Annotated in this window: 27 protein-coding genes and 1 tRNA gene; 19 read left to right on the forward strand and 9 right to left on the reverse strand. The window is 56.3% G+C overall.

What is annotated here, in order from left to right; genetic code table 11:
* From AC2FFF_RS11870 to AC2FFF_RS11915, 10 genes are all read left to right on the forward strand, one after another.
* Entirely contained in the window at window positions 1-1,287 is a 1,287-nt protein-coding gene (locus AC2FFF_RS11870) for a TRAP transporter large permease (RefSeq protein WP_496882949.1), read from the forward strand.
* A gap of 12 nt (window positions 1,288-1,299) precedes the next feature.
* The gene (locus tag AC2FFF_RS11875; RefSeq protein WP_496693013.1) at window positions 1,300-1,737 is read left to right on the forward strand and encodes a universal stress protein; all 438 of its coding nucleotides are present in this window, start codon (window positions 1,300-1,302) and stop codon (window positions 1,735-1,737) included.
* A gap of 8 nt (window positions 1,738-1,745) precedes the next feature.
* Entirely contained in the window at window positions 1,746-2,510 is a 765-nt protein-coding gene (gene eutA / locus AC2FFF_RS11880; protein ID WP_281973143.1) for an ectoine utilization protein EutA, read from the forward strand.
* 20 nt (window positions 2,511-2,530) lie between these two features.
* Window positions 2,531-3,520, forward strand: a complete 990-nt coding sequence (gene eutB / locus AC2FFF_RS11885; protein WP_271950054.1) for a hydroxyectoine utilization dehydratase EutB — start codon at window positions 2,531-2,533, stop codon at window positions 3,518-3,520.
* A gap of 1 nt (window position 3,521) precedes the next feature.
* Entirely contained in the window at window positions 3,522-4,514 is a 993-nt protein-coding gene (eutC, locus tag AC2FFF_RS11890; RefSeq protein WP_281973142.1) for an ectoine utilization protein EutC, read from the forward strand.
* Window positions 4,515-4,529: 15 nt separating this feature from the next.
* Complete coding sequence (gene doeA / locus AC2FFF_RS11895) at window positions 4,530-5,717, forward strand: ectoine hydrolase DoeA (RefSeq protein WP_142637866.1); 1,188 nt, start codon at window positions 4,530-4,532, stop codon at window positions 5,715-5,717.
* Window positions 5,718-5,720: 3 nt separating this feature from the next.
* Window positions 5,721-6,713 carry a N(2)-acetyl-L-2,4-diaminobutanoate deacetylase DoeB gene (doeB, locus tag AC2FFF_RS11900; RefSeq protein ID WP_281973141.1) on the forward strand — a complete coding sequence of 331 codons (993 nt, stop codon included), beginning with the start codon at window positions 5,721-5,723 and terminating at the stop codon, window positions 6,711-6,713.
* Window positions 6,714-6,736: 23 nt separating this feature from the next.
* Window positions 6,737-7,219: an Lrp/AsnC family transcriptional regulator gene (locus AC2FFF_RS11905; protein WP_142637871.1), complete on the forward strand. Its 483-nt coding sequence runs from the start codon at window positions 6,737-6,739 to the stop codon at window positions 7,217-7,219.
* A gap of 112 nt (window positions 7,220-7,331) precedes the next feature.
* Window positions 7,332-8,807 carry an NAD-dependent succinate-semialdehyde dehydrogenase gene (locus AC2FFF_RS11910; RefSeq protein WP_496693018.1) on the forward strand — a complete coding sequence of 492 codons (1,476 nt, stop codon included), beginning with the start codon at window positions 7,332-7,334 and terminating at the stop codon, window positions 8,805-8,807.
* An 11-nt stretch (window positions 8,808-8,818) separates the two neighbouring features.
* Window positions 8,819-10,192 carry an aspartate aminotransferase family protein gene (locus tag AC2FFF_RS11915; RefSeq protein WP_142637875.1) on the forward strand — a complete coding sequence of 458 codons (1,374 nt, stop codon included), beginning with the start codon at window positions 8,819-8,821 and terminating at the stop codon, window positions 10,190-10,192.
* A 566-nt stretch (window positions 10,193-10,758) separates the two neighbouring features.
* Here the strand turns inward: AC2FFF_RS11915 and AC2FFF_RS11920 are convergent.
* Both AC2FFF_RS11920 and AC2FFF_RS11925 read right to left on the reverse strand, forming a co-directional pair.
* Window positions 10,759-10,834 (reverse strand) — tRNA-Ala (locus tag AC2FFF_RS11920).
* Between the two features lie 141 nt (window positions 10,835-10,975).
* Window positions 10,976-11,302, reverse strand: a complete 327-nt coding sequence (locus AC2FFF_RS11925) for a TIGR02300 family protein (RefSeq protein WP_271950067.1) — start codon at window positions 11,300-11,302, stop codon at window positions 10,976-10,978.
* A gap of 100 nt (window positions 11,303-11,402) precedes the next feature.
* Between AC2FFF_RS11925 and AC2FFF_RS11930 the strand changes: the two genes are divergently transcribed.
* From AC2FFF_RS11930 to AC2FFF_RS11940, 3 genes are all read left to right on the forward strand, one after another.
* Window positions 11,403-12,098: a M48 family metallopeptidase gene (locus AC2FFF_RS11930; RefSeq protein WP_142637879.1), complete on the forward strand. Its 696-nt coding sequence runs from the start codon at window positions 11,403-11,405 to the stop codon at window positions 12,096-12,098.
* Window positions 12,099-12,128: 30 nt separating this feature from the next.
* The gene (locus AC2FFF_RS11935) at window positions 12,129-12,776 is read left to right on the forward strand and encodes a GntR family transcriptional regulator (RefSeq protein ID WP_271950069.1); all 648 of its coding nucleotides are present in this window, start codon (window positions 12,129-12,131) and stop codon (window positions 12,774-12,776) included.
* A 111-nt stretch (window positions 12,777-12,887) separates the two neighbouring features.
* On the forward strand, window positions 12,888-14,018 hold the full coding sequence (locus AC2FFF_RS11940) for a lytic murein transglycosylase (protein WP_281973131.1): 1,131 nt from the start codon (window positions 12,888-12,890) through the stop codon (window positions 14,016-14,018).
* A gap of 3 nt (window positions 14,019-14,021) precedes the next feature.
* Here the strand turns inward: AC2FFF_RS11940 and AC2FFF_RS11945 are convergent, their stop codons facing one another.
* Together AC2FFF_RS11945 and AC2FFF_RS11950 are read right to left on the reverse strand one after the other, a co-directional pair.
* Window positions 14,022-14,984: an acetyl-CoA carboxylase carboxyltransferase subunit alpha gene (locus tag AC2FFF_RS11945; RefSeq protein ID WP_142637885.1), complete on the reverse strand. Its 963-nt coding sequence runs from the start codon at window positions 14,982-14,984 to the stop codon at window positions 14,022-14,024.
* 146 nt (window positions 14,985-15,130) lie between these two features.
* On the reverse strand, window positions 15,131-15,727 hold the full coding sequence (locus AC2FFF_RS11950; RefSeq protein ID WP_142637887.1) for a LysE family translocator: 597 nt from the start codon (window positions 15,725-15,727) through the stop codon (window positions 15,131-15,133).
* A 73-nt stretch (window positions 15,728-15,800) separates the two neighbouring features.
* Here AC2FFF_RS11950 and AC2FFF_RS11955 point away from each other — a divergent pair, with 73 nt between their 5' ends.
* Both AC2FFF_RS11955 and AC2FFF_RS11960 read left to right on the forward strand, forming a co-directional pair.
* Window positions 15,801-16,253, forward strand: coding sequence for an Lrp/AsnC family transcriptional regulator (locus AC2FFF_RS11955; protein WP_281973130.1), 453 nt, complete (start codon window positions 15,801-15,803; stop codon window positions 16,251-16,253).
* A 117-nt stretch (window positions 16,254-16,370) separates the two neighbouring features.
* Window positions 16,371-16,949 (forward strand): PA14 domain-containing protein, encoded by a 579-nt coding sequence (locus AC2FFF_RS11960; protein WP_142637891.1) that lies wholly within the window; start codon window positions 16,371-16,373, stop codon window positions 16,947-16,949.
* A gap of 33 nt (window positions 16,950-16,982) precedes the next feature.
* On the opposite strand, the gene AC2FFF_RS11965 is transcribed toward AC2FFF_RS11960, so the two are convergent.
* Window positions 16,983-17,945, reverse strand: a complete 963-nt coding sequence (locus tag AC2FFF_RS11965) for an L-malyl-CoA/beta-methylmalyl-CoA lyase (RefSeq protein WP_496882950.1) — start codon at window positions 17,943-17,945, stop codon at window positions 16,983-16,985.
* A gap of 295 nt (window positions 17,946-18,240) precedes the next feature.
* Here AC2FFF_RS11965 and dgcN point away from each other — a divergent pair, with 295 nt between their 5' ends.
* The 4 genes from dgcN to AC2FFF_RS11985 all read left to right on the forward strand — a co-directional run bounded on the left by dgcN (window position 18,241) and on the right by AC2FFF_RS11985 (window position 22,399).
* On the forward strand, window positions 18,241-19,242 hold the full coding sequence (gene dgcN, locus AC2FFF_RS11970; protein WP_271950080.1) for an N-acetyltransferase DgcN: 1,002 nt from the start codon (window positions 18,241-18,243) through the stop codon (window positions 19,240-19,242).
* Window positions 19,243-19,312: 70 nt separating this feature from the next.
* Window positions 19,313-20,278 carry an N-acetyl-D-Glu racemase DgcA gene (gene dgcA, locus AC2FFF_RS11975; RefSeq protein WP_281973128.1) on the forward strand — a complete coding sequence of 322 codons (966 nt, stop codon included), beginning with the start codon at window positions 19,313-19,315 and terminating at the stop codon, window positions 20,276-20,278.
* 10 nt (window positions 20,279-20,288) lie between these two features.
* On the forward strand, window positions 20,289-21,149 hold the full coding sequence (locus tag AC2FFF_RS11980; protein ID WP_142637899.1) for a D-amino-acid transaminase: 861 nt from the start codon (window positions 20,289-20,291) through the stop codon (window positions 21,147-21,149).
* A 437-nt stretch (window positions 21,150-21,586) separates the two neighbouring features.
* Window positions 21,587-22,399, forward strand: a complete 813-nt coding sequence (locus AC2FFF_RS11985; protein WP_496882951.1) for a class I SAM-dependent methyltransferase — start codon at window positions 21,587-21,589, stop codon at window positions 22,397-22,399.
* A gap of 138 nt (window positions 22,400-22,537) precedes the next feature.
* Here the strand turns inward: AC2FFF_RS11985 and rplT are convergent, their stop codons facing one another.
* The 4 genes from rplT to AC2FFF_RS12005 form a co-directional block, all read right to left on the reverse strand.
* Window positions 22,538-22,903: a 50S ribosomal protein L20 gene (gene rplT, locus AC2FFF_RS11990; protein ID WP_142637903.1), complete on the reverse strand. Its 366-nt coding sequence runs from the start codon at window positions 22,901-22,903 to the stop codon at window positions 22,538-22,540.
* A gap of 14 nt (window positions 22,904-22,917) precedes the next feature.
* Window positions 22,918-23,118, reverse strand: coding sequence for a 50S ribosomal protein L35 (gene rpmI, locus AC2FFF_RS11995; RefSeq protein WP_010443552.1), 201 nt, complete (start codon window positions 23,116-23,118; stop codon window positions 22,918-22,920).
* Between the two features lie 181 nt (window positions 23,119-23,299).
* Entirely contained in the window at window positions 23,300-24,847 is a 1,548-nt protein-coding gene (locus tag AC2FFF_RS12000; protein WP_271950089.1) for an alanine/glycine:cation symporter family protein, read from the reverse strand.
* Window positions 24,848-24,860: 13 nt separating this feature from the next.
* The gene (locus tag AC2FFF_RS12005; RefSeq protein ID WP_142637907.1) at window positions 24,861-25,298 is read right to left on the reverse strand and encodes a universal stress protein; all 438 of its coding nucleotides are present in this window, start codon (window positions 25,296-25,298) and stop codon (window positions 24,861-24,863) included.
* Window positions 25,299-25,387: the final 89 nt, after the last annotated feature.

The following is a 25,387-nucleotide window of genomic DNA, read 5'->3' on the forward strand; positions in this document are numbered from 1 at the left end:
ATGGCACTCTTAATGTTTTCCGCAATGGTTGTCCTGCTGTTTATGGGTTTCCCGATGATGGTACCCCTCATTGCCGGCGCGTTCATCGGCGTGATCGAGTTGTTTGGCACAATCGACAAAACTGAGTTTATGATTCAGCAAATGTTGGGTGGTATCCGGCCCTCTTCATTGATCGCCGTGCCTATGTTCATTCTGGCAGCGGATATCATGACACGTGGCCAGTCCGCAGGGCGGCTGATTGATATGGTCATGGCCTTTGTTCGCCATGTTCGAGGGGGGTTGGCCGTCAGTACAGCTGCGGCTTGCGCATTGTTCGGTGCCGTGTCCGGGTCCACCCAAGCCACGGTCGTTGCGGTGGGAACGCCACTCAGGCCCCGAATGCTGAAAGGTGGCTACAAGGATTCTTTCATTTTGGCCCTGATCGTCAACTCAAGTGACATCGCGTTCCTGATCCCGCCCAGTATTGGTATGATCATCTACGGTGTAGTTGCCAAGGCCTCCATCCCTGAACTGTTCATCGCGGGCATCGGGCCCGGATTGTTAATCCTGTTCATGTTCTCGGTCTACAGTATGATCTACGCCAAAATAAATGACGTCCCCACTGAACCGGCCGCCACATGGTGCGAACGCGCGGTAGCGGTTAGACGGGCCTTGTGGCCGCTGGGTTTCCCGGTTCTGATCATCGGCGGCATCTTCTTCGGCATTTTCAGCCCGACCGAAGCCGCAGCAATCAGCGTGGCCTATGCGGTGTTGCTGGAAGTCTTCATTTTCAAAACAATGAAAATCACCGGCCTATACCAGGTCGCCCTGTCAACGGGCATGGTAACGGCGGTAGTTTTTATTTTGGTGGGTGCAGGTGCTGCCTTTGCCTGGGTTCTGTCATTCGCGCAGATACCGCAACAGATTTTGGGCGCTCTTGGCATTGATGAAATGGGGCAGATCGGCGTCCTGTTCACAATCGCGATTGCGTTCTTCATCGGCTGTATGTTCGTGGATCCCATCGTGGTCATCTTGATCTTTGTTCCGATCTTTGCGCCCGTGGTCGAGAAAACCGGGCTGGACCCAATTCTGGTCGGCACTTTGATCACATTGCAGGCCGCCATCGGCTCGGCCACCCCGCCGTTCGGATGCGATATCTTCACGGCGGTAGCGGTGTTCAAACGTCCCTATCTGGAAGTAATCAGAGGAACGCCGCCTTTCGTGATCATGCTTTTGAGTGTCTCGGTCTTGATGATCTTCTTCCCGCAGGTGGCACTGTTTTTGCGCGACATCGCATTTAACAAATAAAAGGAGCGACAAATGTTCAAATCAATACTCGCTGCTTTTGACGGGTCTGAAGGATCAGAGGCCGCCCTTCGCAAAGCCGCTGAATTGGCTAGGTTGTGTGATGCGGAAATGTTGGTACTGACGCTCTACCGTCATCATTCGATACTGGAAGGATCGATGTATGTCATCGATGCAGAAAAGCCTGATGATATTGACGGGATCATGCGCGATCACGCAAAGATAACTGCTGAACGCGGCGCGTCCATTGCGCGCGAGGCGGGGTGCGAGAACATCCGGGCCTTTGTCAAAGGCGGGCCAACGGCGCGGACTATCGTCAGCTTTTCCAAAGAACATGAGAATGACCTGATCGTCATGGGCAGCCGGGGATTGGGATCGATTGAGGGCTATTTGCTGGGCAGCGTCTCTCACAAAGTGACCAGCCTTGCGCAATGCCCGGTTCTGGTGGTGTGAGGATGGCAATGGCTTTGGATATACAATCTTCGACTTCGTCTGTGGCTCTCGCGCTGGATGCTCGCCCTGTCACACATCGTATCGGGCTGGTCACGCTGGCCACGGATCATACGACGGAAACTGATTTCGCACGCATTCTGCATGGGCATGATGTGGGCGTATATGTAAACCGGATCGGGTTTGAAAACCCAACCACACATGAAAGCCTTTTGAAGACAGGGCCGCTGCTGACCGATGCCGCAGCAGAGATCCTGCCTGGCGAGGCGCTAGATGTATTGGTCTATGGATGCACTGCAGCTTCGGTAGTGTTGGGGAACGACAAAGTGGCCGAGCACATGAACAGCGCAAAGCCAGGCACGCCATGCGTCACACCCAGCTCGGCAGCCTTTGATGCATTTGAGGCTTTGGGGGTAAAAAAAGTAAGTGTTCTTACGCCCTATACGCAGGATGTGACGGATTCTCTGGTCACCTATTTCTCGCAACACGGCCTCGACGTGGTGAACGCTGTTTGCTTTGGATTGTCCGATGATCGCGACATGGCGCGCGTCTCAATGGACAGCATTATCGAAGGTGGTGTTGCTGCGTGCGATCCCGATGCTGATGCGCTTTTTATTTCCTGTACGGCGGTGCGTGCCGCCCCATGTGTCGCACAATTGGAGGCCCGGCTTTGCAAACCGGTTGTTACCTCCAATCAGGCGATGGTTTGGCGCTGCATGAGGCATCTTGGGATTACTTCGAATTATCCCGCGGGCGGTATGTTGTTCAGTAAATAGGAAGAAAGTCAGGACAAGAGATGAGCTCTGAAATCACACTTCAGGATAGTTTTGCTGCGCGCGCGCGGATCGCACAGTCGATCCGGGTTACACCGACGATGTCTTCAGACGTGCTGAGCAAAACCACGGGCAGTGATATTCGCCTCAAGCTGGAGCAAGGCCAGATCACCGGTAGTTTCAAGCTGCGCGGGGCATCCAATGCTGTGTTGTCACTTAGCGATGCGCAGCGCGCCAAAGGTGTGGTAGGTGTATCGACGGGCAATCACGGGCGCGGTTTGGCCTATGCGGCAAAGCAGGCCGGGGTGCGGTGTATCATCTGCATGTCCGAGCTGGTTCCACAAAACAAAGTGGATGGGATCAAGGCGCAGGGCGCAGAGGTGCGCATTGTCGGGCGTTCTCAGGATGACGCACAGGTAGAAGTTGACAGGCTGGTCGCCGATGGGATGGTCATGCTTCCCCCGTTTGATCATCGCGATATCATTGCCGGGCAAAGCACCGTTGCACTGGAAATGCTGGAACAATCCCCGGATCTTGAAACGGTTCTGGTGCCGCTGTCGGGCGGCGGGCTGATTTCCGGCGTCGGGATGGTGATGAAGGCGGTTAATCCGCAGGTCCGCGTTATCGGAATTTCGATGGAGCGCGGGGCGGCTATGTATGAAAGCCAGAAGGCGGGGAAACCGGTTCTGGTCGAAGAACTGTCGACACTGGCCGACTCGCTGGGCGGTGGGGTTGGATTGGACAACCAGCACACTTTTGCCATGACTCGTGCCTTTGTTGATGATCTGATTCTTGTGACCGAGACCGAGATCGCTGCTGCTATCCGCCACGCCTATTGGCAGGAACGTCAGATCATTGAAGGGTCCGGCAGTGTCGGCATTGCCGCGCTTCTGGCGGGAAAAATCAAAGACCCAGGTCGGTGCGTCGCGCTGATCTCGGGGCAAAACATCGACATGCAACTGCACCACCGGATCATCTCCGGCGAAGATGTAGATGTAACGGCGGAGGGGTAGGATGCCGGAGATCAAAATACTGACCGAGGCCGAACTGCGAGATCTGGTGCCACTGGATATGGACGCGGTGGACTGCATCGAACAGGGCTTTACGACGCTCGCCGGGGGCAAGGTTATCATGCCGCCGATCATGACACTGATGGTCCCCGATCATAATGGCGAGGTATGTGTAAAGTCTGCTTATGTCCCCGGCATAGACAGCTTTGCCATGAAGATGAGTCCTGGCTTTTTCGATAATCCCAAGCTGGGCCTGCCCAGCACATCAGGCTTGATGGTGCTATTCTCAAGCACCACTGGCGTTCTGGAAGCTTTGCTTCTGGATAATGGTTATCTCACGGATGTGCGCACCGCCGCTGCGGGAGCGGTATCTGCGCGCCACCTTGCGCGCGAGGACGCGACACGCGCGTGTATCATCGGTGCTGGTGTGCAGGCGAAGCTACAACTCAAGGCGCTGACCCTTGTGCGCGGCATCGAAAGCGCTGTGATCTGGGCGCGGGATGCGGCCAAGGCCGAAACATTGGCTTCCAGCCTTCGCGAAGAACTTGGGGTCGACGTCACGGCCAGCACTGATAGGGCGGGTGCCGTGTCCTCGGCAGATATCATCGTCACGACAACCCCTTCGGACATTCCGCTGATCAAAGCGGACTGGCTGCAACCGGGGCAGCTTATCATTGCGATGGGTTCGGATCAGGAACACAAGGTCGAGCTTGACCCGGGTTGTCTTGCCAAGGCAACGCTCTATGTGCCCGACAGCCAAGCCCAATGCGCCCTCAAAGGCGAACTGCGCAGCGCCATTGCGGTGGGCATTTTCCCGGCTGATGGCAGGTTTGCTGAACTGGGTGATATCACCTCCGACAAGGCGCCGGGGCGACAATCCGACAGTGACATCATTATTGCTGACCTGACAGGTACGGGTGTCCAGGATACCGCCATTGCCACGCTTGCTCGCCAGCGCGCGGAAAACTCAGGCAAAGGCACCACGTTTTCAAGCTAACAACGGATTAATTCTATGCCAGAACCAAAACTCCACTTCTCACGCGATGAGTTCAGCCAGCGCATTGCAAAAACCCGCGCCGCCATGGCCGAACGTGGGCTTGACCTTCTGATCGTGACGGACCCTTCGAACATGAACTGGTTGACCGGCTATGACGGTTGGTCTTTTTACGTGCATCAATGCGTAGTGCTGAGTCTCACTGGCGAGCCGGTCTGGTACGGCCGTGGACAAGATGCCAATGGCGCGCTTCGCACCTGCTTTATGGATCCCGCCAATATCATCGGTTACCCGGACCATTATGTACAATCCACCGAACGTCACCCGATGGATTACCTGTCGGCACAGCTGGCCGATCGTAAGCTGGATAAGGGCCATATCGGCGTTGAGATGGACAACTACTGGTTCACAGCTGCGGCCTTTGCGGCGCTACAGCACCACATGCCAAATGCCAAATTTTCCGATGCGACTGCGTTGGTCAACTGGCAGCGCGCGGTAAAATCTGAAACCGAGCTGGAATATATGCGCCAAGCAGGCCGCATTGTGGGCCGTATGCATGAACGTATCTTTGAAAAGGTCGAGCCGGGCATCCGCAAATGCGATCTGGTGGCGGAAATCTATGATGCGGCCCTACGCTATGACGCACAGATCGGTGCGGGCGGAGACTATCCCGCGCTGGTGCCACTTTTGCCCTCAGGCGCGGATGCCTCAGCCCCGCATTTGACATGGGACGATCAGCCAATGAAATCCGGCGAAGGCACGTTTTTCGAGATCGCAGGCGTCGTCAAACGGTACCACTGCCCGCTGTCGCGCACGGTCTTCCTTGGAAAGCCCACGCAAACATTCCTCGACGCTGAAAAGGCTGTGCTTGAGGGCATGGAGGCCGGGCTGGAAGCTGCAAAAGAGGGCAACCTCTGCGAGGATGTCGCCATTGCCTTCTTCAGCGTGCTAAAGAAATACGGGATCACCAAAGATAACCGCACCGGTTACCCGATCGGTGTCAGCTACCCGCCTGACTGGGGCGAACGGACCTTCTCGCTTCGTCCCGGCGACAAGACGGTTCTGCAGGAGAACATGACCCTGCATTTCATGACCGGCCTCTGGATGGAGGATTGGGGTTTTGAGATTACTGAAAGCATCCGCATCACCAGATCTGGCCATGAGTGCCTGGCCAACGTGCCCCGCAAAATGGTTGTGAAGGACTGAGTAATGACACCCAACCCAATTTCCCCGACGATCCCGCTGGATAGCGATGGTATCCACCACGGTTTCCTACGGCTGCCTTACAGCCGGGATGACAGTGCTTGGGGGTCAATTATGATCCCGCTAACGGTTATCAAAAACGGAGATGGGCCTACAGCTTTGCTGACCGGCGCCAACCATGGCGATGAATATGAAGGGCCCGTGGCGTTGCAAGAACTGACGGTTACGCTAAAGCCCGAGGACATCACCGGACGCGTGATCATCGTGCCTGCCTTCAATTATCCCGCTTATCGCGCCGGCTTACGCACCTCGCCCATCGACAAAGGCAATATGAACCGTGCCTTTCCGGGCCGGCCAGATGGCACCCCAACCGAAAAGATTGCCGACTATTTCCAGCGCGTTCTTTTGCCAATGGCCGATATTGCGGTGGATTTTCACTCGGGCGGAAAAACGCTGGATTTCGTGCCCTTCGCGGCGGCCCATATCCTTGAAGATAAAGCCAATGAAGCGGCCTGTTTCGCCGCGATGGCCGCCTTTAACGCCCCCTATTCGGTGCAGCTACTGGAGATCGACAATGTCGGAATGTACGACACCGCGGTCGAAGATATGGGTAAGGTTCTGGTTTCAACAGAATTGGGCGGTGGTGGCTCTGCAACAGCCAAGTCGATTGCTGTTGCAAAAAAGGGCCTGCGCAATGTGCTGATTCACGCTGGAATTCTGAAGGGCGAGATGCAGATTGATCCAACCGTGCGCCTGGATATGCCCGATGGTGACTGCTTTGTTTTCTCGGAAGACGATGGCCTCTACGAGCCGATGGTTGATCTTGGTGAACAGGTCAGCCAAGGCGATGTTGTGGCCCGCGTTTGGCCCGTTGATCGCACCGGGATTGCCCCGATTGAATACCGTGCCAAAGTTGCGGGCCTTTTGATCAGTCGCCACTTTCCCGGTCTCATCAAAGCGGGCGATTGCGCGGCGGTGATCGGGTTGAAAGTTGGATAACTTTATTCCCCGGAGGTGAGACCATGCGGCTCGACGCCCGCGATCTGGATATTCTACGGGTGCTTTCAACCGACGGGCGCATCACAAAAACGGCATTGGCCGACCGTGTTGGCCTGTCGCCCACCCCCTGCTGGGAGCGGCTGAAAAAGTTGGAAAAAGCCGGGTTGATCAAGCGATATAGAGCCGAGATCAACCTGCGCAAACTTGGGCCACATGTAACTGTCTTTGTTGCGGCCGAACTGTCCGATCATACCGCTGCCAGCTTTCAGGCTTTTGAGGCCGCAATGCAACGCTATGAAGAAGTGTTGGCCTGCTGGGCGCTTGGCGGAGGATTTGATTACATCCTGCAAATAGTGACGCGCGATATCGATGCCTATCAACGCCTGATTGATGAAATGCTCAATGCTGACATAGGGCTGGAAAAATATTTTACCTATATTGTCACCAAACCAGTGAAGGGGCAGGGCGTTCCGCCGATTTCCCTCATTGCTGGATGGCAGGAGTAACCCTCTGCCTGAGAGATGATTTACAGCAGAATACTCTGCTTTGGACCCGAAATTTGGTCTCATCCTTTGCCTGTAATGCCCGACATTGTCGGGCATCGAGGGAGAGGTATCCATGAAAGACACTGCACTTTCTGCGCGCGATGATATTGCTGACAAATCTTTGGCGCGCAGTTTTTCCTATGTGAATGGTAAATGGTGTGCAGCTTCGTCGGGTTACACCATCCGCGTCACCGATCCGGCAACTGGCGATGTTATCGGTGAGGCCGCCAGCCTTTCGGCAGAGGAATCCTCTGCCGCCGTGGATGCGGCACAAGCTGCCTTTCCGACCTGGTCGGGCCTCTTGCCACAAGACCGATCCGCCATTCTGCGCCGTTGGTTCGACCTGATGCTGCACCACAAAGAAGATCTGGCACGGATCATGGTACTGGAACAGGGCAAGCCCCTGTCCGAGGCGCGCGGTGAAATTGATTATGCTGCGTCTTTTGTAGAATTCTACGCCGAAGAGGCCAAGCGACCCAATATTGAAGGCGTCACCAGCCATCTGCCCGATGCCGAGGTCGAGGTTTGGCTAGAGCCGGTCGGGGTGGTGGCAATGATCACACCGTGGAATTTCCCTGCTGCCATGCTGACCCGCAAAGCAGCAGCAGCCATGGCCGTGGGGTGTACGGTTGTGGCTCACCCCTCAGGTGAAACCCCGTTTTCGGCCCTCGCGTTGGCTGAACTGGCGGAAAAGGCGGGTATTCCGGCGGGCGTGTTCAACGTGGTCACCGGCCAGGCCTCGACCGTGGTCGAACCTTGGACGAAAGACACCCGTGTTCGGGCACTCTCGTTCACAGGCTCCACCGAAATCGGACGGTTACTTTACCGTCAGTCCGCCGACACAGTGAAAAAACTTGTAATGGAACTAGGCGGGCATGCACCGGTGATTGTGTTCAAAGGGGCCGATCTTGAAATTGCGGTTTCTGAAACGATCAAGGCCAAATTCGCCACATCCGGGCAGGACTGTCTTGGCGCCAATCGGATATTTGTGGAGCGCTCAATTTACGACGCATTCTGCTCGCAGTTCACCGAAGCGACCCGCAGGTTGTCCCTTGGTATCGGTATGGACGACCCCGACATCGGCCCTCTGATGAATGAAAAGGCGGTTCAAAAGCAGGAAGAACATGTCGCCGATGCGCTGGCCAAGGGGGCCAAACTGGCGTGCGGAGGTGCAAGGGATCCTCTCGGCCCGCTGTTTTATCAGCCCACGGTTCTGACCGACGTGACTGCCGATGCCGTGGTTATGTCAGAGGAAACATTTGGCCCTGTGGCGGCCATTGCGCCCTTTGATACCGAAGAAGAGGTGATCGCCCGGGCCAATGACACCGAATACGGTTTGGTTGCGTATCTGCACAGCCATGACCCACGCCGTATTTACCGCGTATCTCGTGCATTGCAATTTGGCATGGTGGCGGTGAATCGCACCAAGGTCACCGGCGCGCCGATCCCCTTTGGCGGCACCAAACAATCCGGTCTGGGCCGTGAGGGGGCAAGACGGGGAATGGAAGAGTTTACCGAAATCAAATATGTCTGCCGCGACTGGGCATGAGGAGTGAAAAGATGCTGAAGAACGATCAACTTGACCAATGGGACCGCGAGAACTTTTTTCATCCCTCCACTCATCTGGCCCAGCACGCGCGGGGCGAAACAGCGACCCGTGTGATCAAAACCGCAAGCGGGGTCCATATCGAAGACCGTGATGGTACCAAATTGCTGGACGCCTTTGCAGGACTTTATTGCGTGAATGTGGGCTATGGCCGTCAGGAAATTGCCGAAGCGATTGCGGATCAAGCCCGCGAGTTGGCCTATTATCATTCCTACGTGGGCCACGGCACAGAAGCCTCCATCACGCTGTCCAAGATGATCCTTGATCGCGCGCCTTCGAATATGTCCAAGGTCTATTTCGGCCTGGGCGGTTCAGATGCAAATGAGACCAACGTCAAATTAATATGGTATTACAACAATATCCTGGGCCGCCCCGAAAAGAAAAAGATCATCTCGCGCTGGCGAGGGTATCATGGCTCGGGCCTTGTCACCGGGTCGCTGACTGGGCTGGAACTATTCCACAAAAAGTTCGATCTGCCGCTCACGCAGGTGGTTCATACCGAAGCGCCCTATTATTTCCGCCGCGATAATCTGGACCAAAGCGAAGCCGAATTCGTCGCGCATTGCGTTACTGAACTGGAGGCGCTGATTGAACGTGAAGGCGCTGATACAATCGCCGCGTTTATTGGCGAGCCGGTGCTGGGAACCGGTGGTATCGTGCCCCCGCCCGAATGCTACTGGGCCGCCATCCAGGGCGTATTGCGCAAGCATGATATCCTGTTGGTTGCCGATGAAGTTGTGACCGGGTTTGGCCGCCTGGGCAGCATGTTCGGGTCGGAGCATTACGGCTTGGAATCCGATATCATCACCATCGCCAAAGGCCTCACCTCGGCCTACGCGCCACTGTCAGGTTCGATTGTTTCTGAAAAAGTGTGGAAGGTGCTGGAACAGGGCACGGATGAAAACGGCGCCATCGGCCACGGCTGGACCTATTCGGCACACCCGATCGGGGCGGCGGCCGGTGTGGCAAACCTCAAACTGATTGATGATCTGAACCTGATCGAAAACGCAGGCAAAGTCGGCGCTTATCTGAAGCAGTCGATGAAGGATGCACTGTCAGCACACGCCAATGTCGGCGATGTGCGCGGCGAAGGAATGTTGTGCGCGGTCGAGTTCGTGAAGGATAAAGATAGCCGCACCTTCTTTGACTCCGCGGACAAGATCGGCCCGCAAGTCTCAGCCGCTCTTTTGGCACAGGATAAGGTCATCGCACGCGCTATGCCGCAAGGCGACATCTTGGGCTTCGCGCCACCGTTTTGCCTGAGTCGTGAAGAAGCTGATACCGTCGTCGCCGCAACTCTGCGCGCGGTTACAGCAGTATTAGGCTAGGGGATGTCTGTCTCGCCCACCCTTGGCTGAGTGGATAGTGGTCGACATTACCGCATCAAACTCCGGGGTGGGCACAGCACTCGATTGAGACCGCTTTGATTTGGCAATATTGCCTGGATCAGGCCGCAATTCCAAGATTCCTTACTATACGGTCCAATCCGGTCAAAGCGGCCAAGATTGAAACTTGAAACAAGCACACGTCACAATTGTCGCAATGTGCTACAGACCAGATATTATCAATCATGGGTGGAGCGGCGGAAAAGTCCGCAACGTGTGGGTTGTCATTCCTGTAGCCAGACAGACGATGAAGCAGGAAGAGCTCAAGCGGAAGTTGGAAGATTTCGAAGTTCCGCATAGGAATTTTGAAGAGATGTTCGAACCGGTCGCCGAAATTCTGTCAAAATCTTGGAAAGTATGGAAAAAAAGCGACTATAGGGGCAAGAGAGTGCTGCTTAGAATGCTATTTGTTCAGAAGGGAAGTTACTCTTCCAAATCGGATCTTCGAACCGGTGAATTATCTTTTCCATTCAGATTCTTAAGTGACGCAAAATATCTGAATGAGGTTTTGGTGGAGCCTAGGGGAGTCGAACCCCTGACCTCTTGCATGCCATGCAAGCGCTCTCCCAACTGAGCTAAGGCCCCATACAGGTACTGCAGAAGCAGTGGGCGGACGTTTATGAGACAGTGGCGCTAAGCGCAAGTCCAAAAACAGGCGTCGCCGTTAAAATTTTGCAACCAGATTGCAAATGGCGCGAGGCGGCGCGAGGCCGCCTCTGACCGTGATCAGCTATCGTCCTCTGCTGGAATGTCAGTGATGTCGTCCAGCGGAACTTCATCACTGCTGTCATCATCGTCATCCAGCAAATCATCATCCAGATCGACTTCGACATCGTCGTCGTCATCCAGAACCAGTTCTTCCTCAGGCGCGTTTTCGCGCGCCTTGGCCGATGCGGCATCTTCTGCATCTGCTGCGATCATCCGGCTTTTACCGGTTTCGAGTTCCACGATCTCGCCGGTATAAGGGCTAACGATCGGGTCTTTGTTCAGGTCATAAAACCGTTTACCGGTGGTCGGGCAAACGCGCTTTACACCCCATTCTTCCTTGGGCATGTCCAATCCCCTTGATATCAGGTGAGTCGTATCGACGATTCAGGTCAGGTGCCACAAGCAGCGGGCACTGTCAAAGCCTTTGAGCAGGAGAAACAGACCTATGGGAGATCACGCACTGCCAGGATCGCCTCCGGTGCCGCTGACATTGCGCAAATCGGCGCGGGCACGGCGGATCAGTCTGCGTATATCCCAGTTGGACGGGCGTGTTACACTGACCTATCCAAATGGCGTTGCTGAATCAGATGCGTTGAACTTTGCCCGCCAAAAAGAAAGCTGGATTCGGCAGCACCTGAGTGATCGGCCAGACCCCTCGGTGGTTCAATTTGGGCAGCATATTCCTGTTGAGGGCACCCAACGGCGCATTGTCCGGGCAACGGGCCGACGCGTTCTGTTGCAGGCGGACCAGATTTCAGTACCTGAAGGCGCTGAAGCGCGACGTTTGGCGCGCTTTTTGAAAGAACTGGCACGCGACCGGCTGACCGGCGCATGTGATGACTACGCAGCGATGTTGGGTAGGGCTTATGCCAGCATCTCCATTCGGGATACCCGATCGCGCTGGGGATCATGCAGTTCTGAGGGTGGGTTGATGTTTTCCTGGCGGCTGATTCTCGCTCCACCAGACGTCCTGCATTATGTTGCCGCACATGAGGTGGCGCATCTGGCCGAGATGAACCATTCCCCAGCCTTTTGGGCCCAGGTCGAGCGGTTATTCGGAGATTACAAAGAACAGCGGCGCTGGCTGCGCGACAACGGGGCGCAGTTGCATCAGTTCAGATTTGACGCGCCTGCGAGTTGACCTGTGCGGTGTTTGTGATCACATAGAGACATGTTGAACACACGCCCCTCGGAAACGCAGACCGCAACGCATGACCGGGTGTACCGGGCCCTGCGATCCCGCATCATGCATGGCGACATCGCCCCCGGTCAGGCACTGACCTTAAGGGGAATTGGGAAAGAGTTTGGTGTCTCGATGACTCCGGCCCGCGAGGCGGTGCGTCGGCTTGCGGCTGAAGGGGCGCTGTTTCTGTCGTCCTCGGGCCGCGTCTCGACGCCCGAGCTGACCAATGACCGGATCGAAGAGCTTGCTGCGCTGCGGGCCTTGCTTGAGGTCGAGCTGGCCAGCCGGGCATTGCCCCGTGCGCATATTGCCCTGATTGACCGATTGCAGAGCATCAACATGACGGTGGCCGAGATGGTCACCAAACGTGATGCCGTTGGATATATTCGCACCAATCTGGAGTTTCACCGAACTCTGTATCTGCGGGCGCAGGCCCCGGCGATGCTGGCGATTGCCGAAACCGTATGGTTGCAGCTTGGGCCGACGATGCGCGCGCTTTATGGGCGGCTGCGGCGAACGGAACCACCGCATCACCACAAGCTGATAATTGCGGCGCTAAAGGCCGGGGATGAGCCGGGCCTGCGCCTTGCGGTTCGCTCGGATGTTACACAGGGCCTGCGGATGCTGGTCAGCTAAGCGGCTTGTTGCCGAAGCTGCCGAAATCGCCCGGTTCGGTATCGCTGTTCTGGCCCCGGCGATTTCTCTGCGCTAGGCTGTGAGAAATCACAATAAGAGCAGTTTTCAACCATGATTGATCGACGGTTATTTTCCCTTGGGCTGGGCTCCGGCTTGTTGGTTGCCTGTACGGACAGCGTGCCTTCTTCTTCGGCGCCGGCCGCGCGCATGCAACCGGTTCGGAACGCGGGCTGGGACGCCTGGGTGGCGGGCTTCAAAAGCCGCGCGGCCGCACAGGGGATTTCGCAAAGCACAATTAACCGCGCCTTCCAGGGCGCGGGATATCTGCCCGGAGTGATCGAGCGGGACCGAAATCAGGTCGAGTTCAAGAGGTCGCTTGAAGACTACCTGGCGATTGCAACCTCGGATGAACGGATCGCGACCGGCAAGCAAATGCTGGTGCGTCATGCGGGAACGCTGTCTCAGATCGAGGCGCAGTACGGCGTGGACAAAGAAGTTGTCGTGGCAATTTGGGGGCTTGAAAGCCGTTATGGTGCGCGGCGTGGGGATGTGCCTGTTGTATCGGCCCTGTCGACGCTGGCCTATGACGGTCGGCGCGGGCAGTTCTTTGAGAGCCAACTGATGGCAACGATGAAGATTCTGCAGAACGGCGACACGGCGCCTGCCAACATGACAGGTAGCTGGGCCGGTGCCATGGGGCACACGCAGTTCATCCCGACCTCTTATCTGGCCTATGCGGTAGATTTCACCGGCGATGGACGGCGCGATATCTGGTCCGACGACCCAACGGATTCGCTGGCATCAACGGCGGCTTATCTGGCGCGTTCCGGTTGGGTGCGTGGGCAGCCCTGGGGCGGTGAGGCCGGGACGGTATCCGGTACGCCGGTTGCTGTGCTGCAACCCCAGGTGCCAGGGCCCCGCATTGCCGTGTTCCGCAATTTTCAGGTGATCAAACGGTATAATAACTCGGACAGCTATGCGATCGGGGTAGGGCATCTATCAGACCGAATTGCCGGAGGGGCGCCGTTCCAGGCCTCGTTCGGCCCGGATGAGACTGGGCTGACACTTGAGAACCGCAAAGAGTTGCAGCGCCGTTTGACATCCGCGGGCTACGATACGCAAGGGGCGGATGGTGTCATCGGGAATAACACGACATCCGCGATTTCTGCGTACCAGCGGGCCAATGGGCTGCCCGCGACCGGAGAGCCCTCAGTTGCGCTGCTGAGGCAGTTGGGGGGCTGAGGGTTACGCAGCCAGCCCTTTTGAGCCGATGTCGAGGAATTTTTGACGACGATCTCTGATCAGGGCGGCGGAATCCTTGCCGTCCAGATCCTTGAGCATCGCCGTAATCGCATCCCGCACGGAGTCCACGGTCGCAGCGCGATCGCGATGTGCGCCGCCCTTGGGTTCCGAAATGATCCGGTCGCAAACGCCCAGCTTGTGCAGGTCTTGCGCGGTCAGCCGCAACGCTTCGGCTGCTTCGCGCATTTTCTCTGAATCTTTCCAAAGGATCGAGGCGCAGCCTTCGGGTGAAATGACCGAATAGACCGAATGCTCCAGCATCGCGACACGGTTTGCCGTTGCAAAAGCCACCGCACCGCCTGATCCACCTTCGCCGATGATGACCGAGACCAACGGGACGCCGATCTTCAGGCACATTTCGGTCGAGCGGGCAATCGCCTCGGACTGGCCGCGCTCTTCGGCGCCTTTGCCGGGATAGGCGCCAGCCGTGTCGATCAAGGTGATAACCGGCAGTCCAAAGCGTCCTGCCATTTCCATCAGTCGGACAGCCTTGCGATACCCTTCGGGGCGAGCCATGCCGAAATTGCGTTCGATGCGCGATTTGGTGTCGCTGCCCTTTTCGTGGCCGATCACCATAACGGGTTGATCGTTGAACCGCGCCAGACCGCCGATCACGGCCAGGTCGTCAGCAAAATTCCGATCGCCTGCCAGAGGTGTGAATTCGGTGAACAGATCTTCCACGTAGTCTTTGCAATGGGGACGTCCAGGGTGACGAGCGACCTGACATTTTCTCCATGGCGTCAGATCGGCATAGAGTTCGTCCAACAGCTTTTCAGCCTTGGCATCCAGAGCGGCGGCCTCTGCGGCCACATCCATCTCTTCATTGGCGCGCGCCAGTGCACGCAGTTCCTCGGCCTTTCCTTCGATCTCGGCCAAAGGTTTTTCGAATTCCAGATACTGGGTCATGACGCCTCTCAACGCGGAAGTTCCCTGCTATATGGCCTGACGTTGCCCCGGATGCAACTCAGCAAGATTTAAAGGGTTGGTAGGGGTGCCCGTATTCACCCTCAAAAGGACCTTGATGACCGGTCATTGCTAGCCTTCGAACGTTCTCAAACGGGCCAAAGCACAGGGTAGAGCGACGCGACCAGCAGCCCCGCCATCACCCAGTTGAACAGCATCAGTCGGTGTGGGTTCGTGAGAATCCGCGCCATCTGCTGCCCGAGTACCGTCCACGTGCTGACCGAAGGTAAATTGATTGCGCCGAAAACAATCGCGACACCAACGATGGCGTTCAGGGAGCGATCGGGAGTGTATACGGTTGTTGCTGTCAGGGCCATGGCCCAGGCTTTTGGATTGACCCATTGGAATGCTGCGGCCTGTAAAAACGTCATCGGTGTCCCCGCAGGTGCGCCCGCTTCGGCTGGGGCCGAATGCGCGATTTTCCATGCCAGATACAGCAGATAGGCCACCGACGCCGCTTTCAACACGGTATAGCTGATCGGATAGGCATCAAACACCTGCACCAGCCCCGTTCCGACCAGAAGGACCATGACTGTAAAGCCCAACCCGATTCCGAACATATGTGGGATTGTGCGTCGAAACCCGAAATTCGCGCCCGAGGCCATCAGCATCAGGTTATTGGGTCCCGGCGTGATCGACGAGACGAAGGCAAAGGTGACGAGGGCAAAAAGCAATTCAGGGTTCATAGCGCAGATAATTGATGGAATCCGCCCAAATGAAATTGCGTTTGCGCTGGTTATTGCGGTAATTCTGCAATTAATGATCAAGTTGGATGATATAAATCGCCATATATTGCGTGAGCTGACACGTGATGGGCGGATAAGCAACCTTGAATTGGCCGATCGGGTCGGGCTGTCAGCCTCGGCCTGTTTGCGCCGTGTTCAGGAATTAGAGCGCGCGGGCGTGATCTCGGGCTATCGTGCTGTATTGAACCCACCTGCGCTGGGCATCGGCTTTGTCGCCTATATCGGCGTTGGGCTGGGCGAACATACAAAGGCCGCTCAGGAAGGGTTCGAGCGTGCTTTGCAGCGCGCGCCTGAAGTGGTGGAGTGCCATAACATCACCGGCACGATCGAATACCTGTTGCGCGTGGAATGTGCAGATCTGTCGTCTTACAAAACTTTTCACACCGAAGTTCTGGGGACTTTGCCCCATGTCACGTCGATCACGTCCTATGTCGTCATGGGCTCGCCCAAGGATATGCGGGCCTGACATTGGAAAGATGATTCTGTACCGACTTGCCGGAGTTGGATTCACGTTTTACTGTCTTGCCAAAGAATTGACCAAAAATGGGGACAACCCCAACCGGTCGTATTCAGGGAGAAGACGATGAAACTTGTTCGGACCGGAGCACTGGTCGCAACTTTGGTGATGATTGCGGGTGCATCTTTTGCAGCTCCGTTAAAACTGCAACCTGCCAACCCACAGCCTAGCCCCAAGGCGGGATTGAATGTGAATTACTTTGGCACTGGCAATCAACACAAGAAGATCCGAGATCTGAGCCATGCAAAAAGCATGCTGTCTAAAGCGCAGCCCGGACAACCGTTGCGGGGCTTGGATTACAGGGACACCAGTAAGGGTCAGGACGTCATGACGTTTGACGGCGCTTACAATGTCGCCGCCGAAATTACGGGGTACATGCGGTTCGACTCTGCTGGAATCTACGAGTTGGAAACGTGGTCAAATGACGGGATAGAGGCATTCGTCGGAGGCCAGAACATTGGACAAGTCTCGGGCATTCAGGGCTGCGAGGCCAATCAGCGGACCGAAGTCGATGTGCCCAAAGCCGGGTGGTACGCGCTCAAGATCATCTATTTCCAGAAGCTCGGAACATCCTGTCTGATGATGAAATCTGGTAAAAAGGGCGAAAGGTTCACCTGGACACCCAATGATGTCTTCGGACGGTAAGAAAAAGGCGCCCGGTGAGGCGCCTTTCTACTTTTAGCTATTGGCAGCGATCAATTCGGCCTGGGCCACGATCACCTCGGCCTGTTTGATCGAGGCGATATCCACCAGACGCCCCTTGTAGACCGTCGCACCTTCGCCATTGGCCTTGGCCTTCTCCATTGCGGCCAAGATCTCGCTGGCCTCTGACACGGCTTCATCGGACGGAGTAAAGACCTGGTTGGCCAGTGCGATCTGCTTGGGGTGGATTGCCCATTTGCCGACCATGCCCAAAGTGGCAGAACGTTTGGCCTGCGCGATATAGCCTTCGTCATCGCTGAAATCGCCGAACGGTCCATCCACCGGCAGCACGCCATGGGTGCGGCAGGCGGCAACGATGGCGGCCTGCGCCCAGTGCCACGGGTCGGACCAGTGTTTTTCACCTTCGCGCAGCATGTAATAATTTTCCTGCGTGCCGCCGATGCCAGTTGTCTGCATGCCCATCGAGGCCGCAAAGTCGGCGGCCCCAAGGCTCATGGCTTGCATCCGGGGGGACGAGGCGGCGATTTCTTCGACATGGGCGAGGCCAGCTGCGGATTCGATGATGACCTCAAAGCTGATTGGTTTGGTACGGCCTTTTGCGCGTTCGATGGCGGTGACCAACGCGTCCACCGCATAGACATCCGCCGCACAACCGACCTTGGGGATCATGATCTGGTCCAGTCGATCTCCGGCCTGCTCCATCACATCTACGACATCGCGGTACCAGTAAGGCGTATCCAGTCCGTTGATTCGTACGGACATGTATTTGGAGCCCCAATCAAGGGTGCTCAGCGCCTCGATGACATTGGCACGTGCTGTATCCTTGTCAGATGGTGCAACCGAATCCTCAAGGTCAAGATTGATCACATCCGCCGCAGAGGCCGCCATCTTGGGGAACAGCTTGGTGTTCGACCCGGGGCCAAACAACTGACAACGGTTGGGGCGCGCGGGGGCGGCGGGTTGAATGCGAAAGCTCATCTGGACCTCGTGCAGGAAAGGAAATTGCGATTTTGTTGTCTTATGAGGTATTAAATTGCGCAGGTCTCCGCAAGCATGTTTGTGCATCTGCGTCAATGCAGTCGCAGCATTCGCCGCAATGCGCCGTGTCTCTGGTGATTAAAGTTTAATCGCTTTAAAAACTTGAAAGAATTTTGCGCAAGCTGAGATATTTGCGCGAAATTTTCCTGCGGGATCCAGCGATGCTGGGCGAAATCGAGAAACACTCGCCTTGCCCGTCCCATAGCCTGCGCCAGAATCAAAGGAGTGCACCGCAATGATCGAGACACCGTATCTGTTGTTTTTGGGCGATGCGCCCGACCAGTTGGCGGCCAAGGTTGCCGTTGGAATCAAGGACTGGCGTCCGGAAAACGCCGTGGGTCAATACCGGATGGAGGGCTGTAAAGCCGATCTGGGCCTGACCGACATGTCCCTGGCTAAGGCCAAAGAGGCCGGGGCCAAGACTTTGGTCATTGGCGTGGCCAATCGTGGCGGTGTGATCAGTCAGGAATGGAAAAAGGTGCTGGTCATGGCATTGGAGGAAGGTTTCGACCTGGCCTCGGGCCTGCACAACCTTTTGTGTGATGAACCCGATCTAGTCGCAGTCGCCGAAGCAACAGGCCGCAAGCTGCATGATGTGCGGGTTCCGTCGGTCGACTATCCAATCGCCAACGGCATCAAACGTAAAGGTAAGCGCTGTCTTGCCGTGGGCACCGATTGTTCGGTTGGCAAGATGTACACCGCGATGGCTATGGATGCCGAGATGCGCAAGCGTGGCATGAAGTCGACCTTCCGAGCTACTGGCCAGACTGGCATTCTGATCACCGGTGACGGTGTACCGCTGGACGCGGTGATCGCAGATTTCATGGCGGGATCGGTCGAATGGCTGACACCCGACAATGATGACGACCACTGGGATTTGATCGAAGGGCAAGGGTCACTGTTTCATGTGTCATATTCCGGTGTGACAATGGCGTTGATCCATGGCGGTCAACCGGACGCGTTGATCCTGTCCCATGAACCCACCCGCGAGCATATGCGCGGTCTGCCGACCTATAGTTTGCCATCTTTGCAGGCTCTGCGGGACACGGCGCTGGCGCTGGCCAAGGTTGCCAATCCTGAGTGTCAGGTCATCGGTGTTTCGGTCAACACGCAGCATATGAGCGAAGCAGACGCATCCGCCTATCTGGCACAGGTCGAAGCCGACATGGGGCTGCCCGCGACGGACCCGTTCCGTTTTGGTGCAGGCAAGCTGGTCGACGCGCTGGCAGCAGTATAAAGCGGTCTGGTCCCGCCGGCCCGGATCTAAATTGGAAAATCCGGGCGGCTCAGCCAGGAAAAGGTATGTTATGCAAATTGACGTCTCTCGCGATGTATTCAGGCTGGCTCAGGTCTTTACAATTTCACGTGGGTCACGGACCGAGGCCAAGGTTCTGACTGTACGCATTTCTGACGGCCAGTATCAGGGCTGGGGCGAATGTGTGCCCTATGCGCGTTATGGTGAAACACTGGATTCGGTCGAGGCTGAAATTGCCGGATTGCCCGACAGTTTCGACCGAGTGCAACTGATAGACCTATTGCCTGCGGGCGCTGCACGGAATGCCGTAGATTGTGCGCTGTGGGATCTTGAGGCCAAGCGTGCCGGTAAACGCGTCTGGAATCTGGCTGGGCTGCCTCAGCCGGGCCCCGAAATCACGGCCTATACATTGTCATTGGACACCGCCGAGGCGATGCAGGCGCAGGCGGCTGCGAATGCACATCGCCCGCTTTTAAAGATCAAACTGGGCACGCCGGATGACATGCCCCGACTTGAAGCCGTTCGCGCAGGCGCACCGGATGCGACAATCATCGTGGACGCAAATGAAGGTTGGTCCGCCGCCGTTTACACCGATCTTGCGCCACATCTTGTGCGCCTGGGTGTGGCCTTGGTCGAGCAACCTCTGCCCGCCGGTGACGATGACGCGCTGATCGGGATGGAGCGCCCGGTTCCCGTATGCGCCGACGAATCCTGCCATGATCGTGCCAGCCTGCCCAAACTGAAGGGCAAATATGATGTGATCAACATCAAGCTCGACAAGACCGGAGGTCTGACCGAAGCGCTGGAGCTGCGCAAAGCGGCGATTGCTGAAGGCTATGACATCATGGTCGGCTGTATGGTCGGCAGCTCTTTGGCGATGGCCCCTGCGACATTGCTGGCGCAGGGTGCGATGGTAACGGACCTTGACGGACCACTTCTGTTGGCCGAAGACCGCGACAACCCGCTGACTTTTGATGATGCCGGAGTGTACCCGCCATTGGCGGCGCTCTGGGGCTAAGGAGATTGACATGACCCGCACCGTTTATGTGAATGGCGACTACCTGCCCGAAACCGAAGCCACAGTGTCGATCTTTGATCGTGGCTTCCTGATGGCCGATGCCGTGTATGAGGTGACCAGCGTTCTGGACGGCAAGCTGATCGACTTCGAAGGCCACGCGGTCCGCCTCAAGCGCTCGCTGGACGAATTACAGATGGCTGAACCCTGCGCGAAGGACGAGCTGCTGGAGATCCACCGCAAGCTGGTTGAGTTGAACGGCATTGAAGAGGGGCTGGTCTATCTTCAGGTCACGCGCGGCAGCGACGGCGACCGGGATTTTGCATTTCCTGCGGCTGATACCAAACCCACACTGGTTTTGTTCACCCAAAACAAGCCGGGTCTGGCAGACAGCCCTGCTGCCCGGAAAGGTGCCAAGGTCATCTCGATCGAGGATATCCGTTGGGGCCGGCGCGACATCAAGACGACACAGCTGCTCTATCCCTCGCTGGGCAAGATGATGGCCAAGGCCGCGGGCTGTGATGATGCCTGGATGGTCGAAGGCGGCTATGTGACCGAGGGCACCAGCAACAACGCGTATTTTGTCAAAGGCAACAAGATTGTCACCCGGCCCTTGTCGAGCGACATCCTGCACGGCATCACCCGCAAGGCCGTTCTGCGAATGGCAGCCGAAGCGCAGATGGTTGTCGAAGAACGCCTGTTCACTATCGACGAGGCCAAGGAGGCTGATGAGGCGTTCACCACCTCTGCCAGTGCTTTTGTCATGCCTGTGGTTGAAATTGACGGCACAGCGCTGGGCGACGGCACGCCGGGACCCATAGCCAAACGTCTGCGCGAGATTTATCTGGACGAAAGCCGCAAGGCAGCACTCTAAAGAAATCCCATGCTGGGCGTTTGTGTGGCATGGGGTGGTCGCAACGAATTTGACAACATTTGGTGCCGCGTGCAGATCTTGGTCGGGATGAACGGCGCAAAGAAGGTGCGGCACCAAAATCTCTGAGCGCGCACTGAACACGATAGTTGGTGATCCTGCATCCTGACAGGCCGCTTTGAGAATAGGCATACTCAGCCTGACAAAGGGTATTGGTATGGCCGAAACCAGGCGGCATATTACGCGCTGAGTTGCGGTTTTCAGGAGCCAACTTCACACATGATGATGGCGAAGCCCCTACGTGTTGCTGGTGTAGCTAGGGGGCAGAGGGCCGGAGATGCCCCGTCACACGACCAATGGGCCTCAATGGCGGCTATTGGTGCCGATGAAAATGTTGGTCTATCATGTCCTCCTGTGGTCCATTTCAAATGAGTTAACTTATGGCCGATCCATACTCTGACCTCGGCGCGCAAGATACCGCCCTTCAAGAGCGGATCGCAACAGCAATGGAAGTGCGCTGTTTAGAGCCTGCGCAGATTGCAATTCGCAAAGCCTACATGGAAAACCTGAGGCTCCCCAAAGGTGCACGGGCGCTGGAGCTTGGTTCAGGAACAGGACACGTTACCCGAGATTTGTTGGAGCTTGCAGGAGCCGCAACGGCTCATGGAATTGAACCCTCGCCCGTCATGGTCGCACGGGCCCAGAAGAGCTTTGGGGATGATGATCGACTTAGCTTCGATATCGGGGATGCCAAAAACACAGGTTTTGAAAGCGAGACCTTTGACCTTGTGTTAATGCACACGTTGTTGTGCCACGTCCCTGGACCTGAAGACGTTGTCCAAGAGGCCTTCCGCCTTTTGAAGCCCGGAGGTGTGGTGGCAATTTGTGATGGCGACTACAGTACCGCAACTGCGCAGATCGCGGACTTTGATCCGCTCGATCAACTCATCAAATTCATGATCAATCAAAATGTCACTAATCTTTGGATAATGCGTCAGATTTCAGGCATCCTGGTCGATGCCGGATTTCAACTTGGGGCCCGGAAAGGTCATGGATATGTGGCAGAAGGGGAAGCGACCTATTTTCTCACCGTAATTGAACGCGGAGCGGACCGCATGGTGGAAGAGGGTCTGTTATTTTCCGAAACTGCAGAGGCTTTGAAATCAGAAGCGAAACGCAGAGTATCTGCCAAGATGTTTTTTGGTTTTATGTCCTATGTGAGCCAAATCGCAAATAAACCCAAGATCGTTTGACCGTTCTCAGTAATCGGGCAGACAGACATTGCACAGCATCCGGCCTTCTTGGTTCAAAGCGGACCCTACCAGTTACCAGTAACAAAAAAGGCCGCCCCAAACGGAACGGCCCTTTATTCACTGTCTCTTTACAGAGGATCAGGCGGTCAGAGCAGCCTGAGCCTGGGCGACGATCGCGCCGAACGCTTCCGGTTCGTGCACGGCCAGATCGGCCAGAACTTTACGGTCCACTTCAATACCGGCCAGGTTCAGGCCGTTGATGAAGCGGGAATATGTCAGGGCTTCGTCATGCGAACGTACAGCAGCGTTGATCCGCTGGATCCACAGCGCGCGGAAGTTACGCTTGCGGTTCTTACGGTCACGGGTTGCATATTGGTTGGCCTTGTCTACGGCCTGACGGGCAACCTTGAAGGTGCTTTTGCGGCGGCCATAGTAACCTTTGGCGGCCTTGATAACCTTCTTGTGACGGGCGTGAGTTACGGTTCCACCTTTAACGCGGGACATGTCTTAATCTCCTCTTATCGATCGTAGGGCATATAGCCCTTGACGATTTTGGCGTCGGGGGCGGACAGGGTGGTGTTGCCACGGGCATCGCGGATGAATTTTTTGGTCCGCTTGATCATGCCGTGACGTTTGCCGGCCTGGCCAGCAAGGACCTTACCGGTCGCAGTCACCTTAAAGCGCTTTTTGGCGCTCGACTTTGTCTTCATCTTAGGCATTTCCGTCTCCTTTCGGGGTTCGGTTCGAAACGCGACTCGGCATGCCATCTCGGCCGGTCACGCGATCAGAAGCGCCGTTTACGCAAGTTCGACCATACTGGCAAGGGGGTTTTGGATGGAATCTGCAATTTTAGCAGCCCAGTCAGGCACCGGGGCGACGCAGGCCGCCCCGGTGGTCTATTTAGTGACCGTATTTGCGGATCTCACCGCTTTTCAGTCTTTCACTATACGATGCCAGTTCCTGACGAACGATCTTCATCAGGAAGTAGAGCGCAAAGACGTTCACAACCGCCATCGCAAAGATCGCCGCATCCGAGAAGTCGATAACCGGGCCGAGGTTGGCCGCAGCACCGATCACCACGAAGACGCAGAAGATGATCTTGAACACCAGCTCTTTGGTGTGCCCCTCACCGAACAGATAGGTCCAGGCCTTGAGGCCATAGTAGGACCAGCTGATCATAGTCGAGAAAGCAAACAGGATCACCGCAATCGCCAGAACATAGGGGAACCAGCTGAACGCGCTGCCAAAGGCGGCAGAGGTCAGGCTGACGCCCGAGTTGCCGTCAACGGTCGCAATAGCGCTTCCTGCTTCGTTCAACATATAGTTGCCGGTCTCGGGGTCGATGATCAGCTGCTGTGTGATGATGATCACCAGCGCGGTCATGGTACAGATCACGACCGTATCGATGAACGGCTCAAGCAGCGAAACAAAGCCTTCTGTGATCGGCTCCTTTGTGCGCACCGCCGAGTGGGCAATCGCAGCAGACCCAACGCCGGCCTCGTTCGAGAACGCGGCCCGTTTGAAGCCCTGGATCAGAGCACCGACCATTCCGCCGGCCACACCAAGACCGGTAAACGCACCGGCAAAGATCTGACCAAAGGCCCAACCGATCATATCCGCATTCATGACGATGATGACCAGAGCCGCCGCGACATACATCACGCCCATAAAGGGCACAACTTTTTCAGTCACTCGCGCGATGGATTTAAGTCCACCGACGATCACCATGAACACGACAACCGCAAAGACCACACCGGTGATCCAACCCGGGTAATTCCCGACGATGCCTGCAATCTGCTGATGCGCCTGATTGGCCTGGAACATGTTGCCCCCGCCCAGCGCTCCAAGAATACAGAAGATCGAGAACACAACCGCCAGAATCTTACCTCCGGGCAGGCCAAGCTCGTCAAAACCCTTGGACATATAGTACATCGGGCCGCCCGAGACGCTGCCGTCTTCGTATTCGTTGCGATACTTTACGCCAAGTGTACATTCGGTGAATTTTGACGCCATGCCCAGAAGACCAGCCAGGATCATCCAGAAGGTCGCCCCGGGGCCACCAATGCCAACAGCAACGGCAACGCCTGCGATATTGCCAAGCCCGACCGTGCCCGACAGGGCAGTGGCCAATGCCTGAAAGTGGCTAACCTCACCAGCATCGTTGGGATCGGAATAGTCGCCTTTGACCAGACTTATCGCGTGGCCGAAAAAGCGCATCTGCACAAAAGCAAAGTACAGAGTAAAGACCGACGCCGCGATAACCAACCACATCACGATCCAGGGAAATCCTGTCCCGGGAATTGGTGCGAATATGAAGCTAACGAATGGCCCAGTGATATCAGCAAAAGCCTGATTGATCTTTTCGTCCAACCCGGGCGCCTCTTGCGCGGCGACGGGGCTGGCCATCAGGGTGGCGGCTGCCAATCCCAGTTGAGATAGTGTTTTCATTCCTGTGCCTCCCTCAATTCACGACCGTGACCGGTACATCGGCATGCATTACAAGGTTTTGCGTTGAGCTGCCGAAGATACGCTTTTTGAGGCCATCCGCGGACGAGCGTCCAACGACAATCTGTACGGCCTTGCTGTCTACCGTGATGGCATTCAGCGTTTCAGCCACATCTCCGTGGCGCACCACTCCGGTCGCGGCGAAACCCGCGGCCTTCAGGGCGTCGACGGCGGGTGCCACCACCCGTGTCGTTGCTAGTTCAATCTCCTCCTCACGCCGCATGTGCCGCTTTGCGTTTTCTTCAGGTGTCTGAAAAGTGTAGGGCGACCATTCAATGACATATGCAACCAGAAGCTCGCATGAACCAATTCTTTCAGCCAAATCTTTGGCGAAGGCGATGGCACGTTCTCCGGATTCTGTCCCGTCCAGTCCTATGACAATTTTTGTTGTCATCTCGTTCCTCCATTTATTGTTCATTTGACCGGGGCCCGTGCCCCCGGCAGGGCAGCCGGAACTTGGAGCATTTATTGTAGACTGCCCTC

It is taken from the genome of Ruegeria sp. YTSA226, from assembly GCF_059609905.1.

Excerpts from the sequence above, each read along its gene's own strand:
- AC2FFF_RS11985 (WP_496882951.1), top strand. The coding sequence starts at position 21,587 with ATGGCCGATCCATACTCTGACCTCGGCGCGCAAGATACCGCCCTTCAA.
- eutA (WP_281973143.1), top strand. The coding sequence starts at position 1,746 with ATGGCTTTGGATATACAATCTTCGACTTCGTCTGTGGCTCTCGCGCTG.
- eutC (WP_281973142.1), top strand. The coding sequence starts at position 3,522 with ATGCCGGAGATCAAAATACTGACCGAGGCCGAACTGCGAGATCTGGTG.
- doeB (WP_281973141.1), top strand. The coding sequence starts at position 5,721 with ATGACACCCAACCCAATTTCCCCGACGATCCCGCTGGATAGCGATGGT.
- AC2FFF_RS11930 (WP_142637879.1), top strand. The coding sequence starts at position 11,403 with ATGGGAGATCACGCACTGCCAGGATCGCCTCCGGTGCCGCTGACATTG.
- rplT (WP_142637903.1), bottom strand. The coding sequence starts at position 22,903 with ATGTCCCGCGTTAAAGGTGGAACCGTAACTCACGCCCGTCACAAGAAG.
- AC2FFF_RS12000 (WP_271950089.1), bottom strand. The coding sequence starts at position 24,847 with ATGAAAACACTATCTCAACTGGGATTGGCAGCCGCCACCCTGATGGCC.
- rpmI (WP_010443552.1), bottom strand. The coding sequence starts at position 23,118 with ATGCCTAAGATGAAGACAAAGTCGAGCGCCAAAAAGCGCTTTAAGGTG.
- dgcN (WP_271950080.1), top strand. The coding sequence starts at position 18,241 with ATGATCGAGACACCGTATCTGTTGTTTTTGGGCGATGCGCCCGACCAG.
- AC2FFF_RS11925 (WP_271950067.1), bottom strand. The coding sequence starts at position 11,302 with ATGCCCAAGGAAGAATGGGGTGTAAAGCGCGTTTGCCCGACCACCGGT.
- dgcA (WP_281973128.1), top strand. The coding sequence starts at position 19,313 with ATGCAAATTGACGTCTCTCGCGATGTATTCAGGCTGGCTCAGGTCTTT.
- eutB (WP_271950054.1), top strand. The coding sequence starts at position 2,531 with ATGAGCTCTGAAATCACACTTCAGGATAGTTTTGCTGCGCGCGCGCGG.
- AC2FFF_RS11870 (WP_496882949.1), top strand. The coding sequence starts at position 1 with ATGGCACTCTTAATGTTTTCCGCAATGGTTGTCCTGCTGTTTATGGGT.
- AC2FFF_RS11910 (WP_496693018.1), top strand. The coding sequence starts at position 7,332 with ATGAAAGACACTGCACTTTCTGCGCGCGATGATATTGCTGACAAATCT.
- AC2FFF_RS11940 (WP_281973131.1), top strand. The coding sequence starts at position 12,888 with ATGATTGATCGACGGTTATTTTCCCTTGGGCTGGGCTCCGGCTTGTTG.
- AC2FFF_RS12005 (WP_142637907.1), bottom strand. The coding sequence starts at position 25,298 with ATGACAACAAAAATTGTCATAGGACTGGACGGGACAGAATCCGGAGAA.
- AC2FFF_RS11945 (WP_142637885.1), bottom strand. The coding sequence starts at position 14,984 with ATGACCCAGTATCTGGAATTCGAAAAACCTTTGGCCGAGATCGAAGGA.
- AC2FFF_RS11935 (WP_271950069.1), top strand. The coding sequence starts at position 12,129 with ATGTTGAACACACGCCCCTCGGAAACGCAGACCGCAACGCATGACCGG.
- AC2FFF_RS11955 (WP_281973130.1), top strand. The coding sequence starts at position 15,801 with ATGATCAAGTTGGATGATATAAATCGCCATATATTGCGTGAGCTGACA.
- AC2FFF_RS11950 (WP_142637887.1), bottom strand. The coding sequence starts at position 15,727 with ATGAACCCTGAATTGCTTTTTGCCCTCGTCACCTTTGCCTTCGTCTCG.
- AC2FFF_RS11960 (WP_142637891.1), top strand. The coding sequence starts at position 16,371 with ATGAAACTTGTTCGGACCGGAGCACTGGTCGCAACTTTGGTGATGATT.
- doeA (WP_142637866.1), top strand. The coding sequence starts at position 4,530 with ATGCCAGAACCAAAACTCCACTTCTCACGCGATGAGTTCAGCCAGCGC.
- AC2FFF_RS11915 (WP_142637875.1), top strand. The coding sequence starts at position 8,819 with ATGCTGAAGAACGATCAACTTGACCAATGGGACCGCGAGAACTTTTTT.
- AC2FFF_RS11905 (WP_142637871.1), top strand. The coding sequence starts at position 6,737 with ATGCGGCTCGACGCCCGCGATCTGGATATTCTACGGGTGCTTTCAACC.
- AC2FFF_RS11980 (WP_142637899.1), top strand. The coding sequence starts at position 20,289 with ATGACCCGCACCGTTTATGTGAATGGCGACTACCTGCCCGAAACCGAA.
- AC2FFF_RS11875 (WP_496693013.1), top strand. The coding sequence starts at position 1,300 with ATGTTCAAATCAATACTCGCTGCTTTTGACGGGTCTGAAGGATCAGAG.
- AC2FFF_RS11965 (WP_496882950.1), bottom strand. The coding sequence starts at position 17,945 with ATGAGCTTTCGCATTCAACCCGCCGCCCCCGCGCGCCCCAACCGTTGT.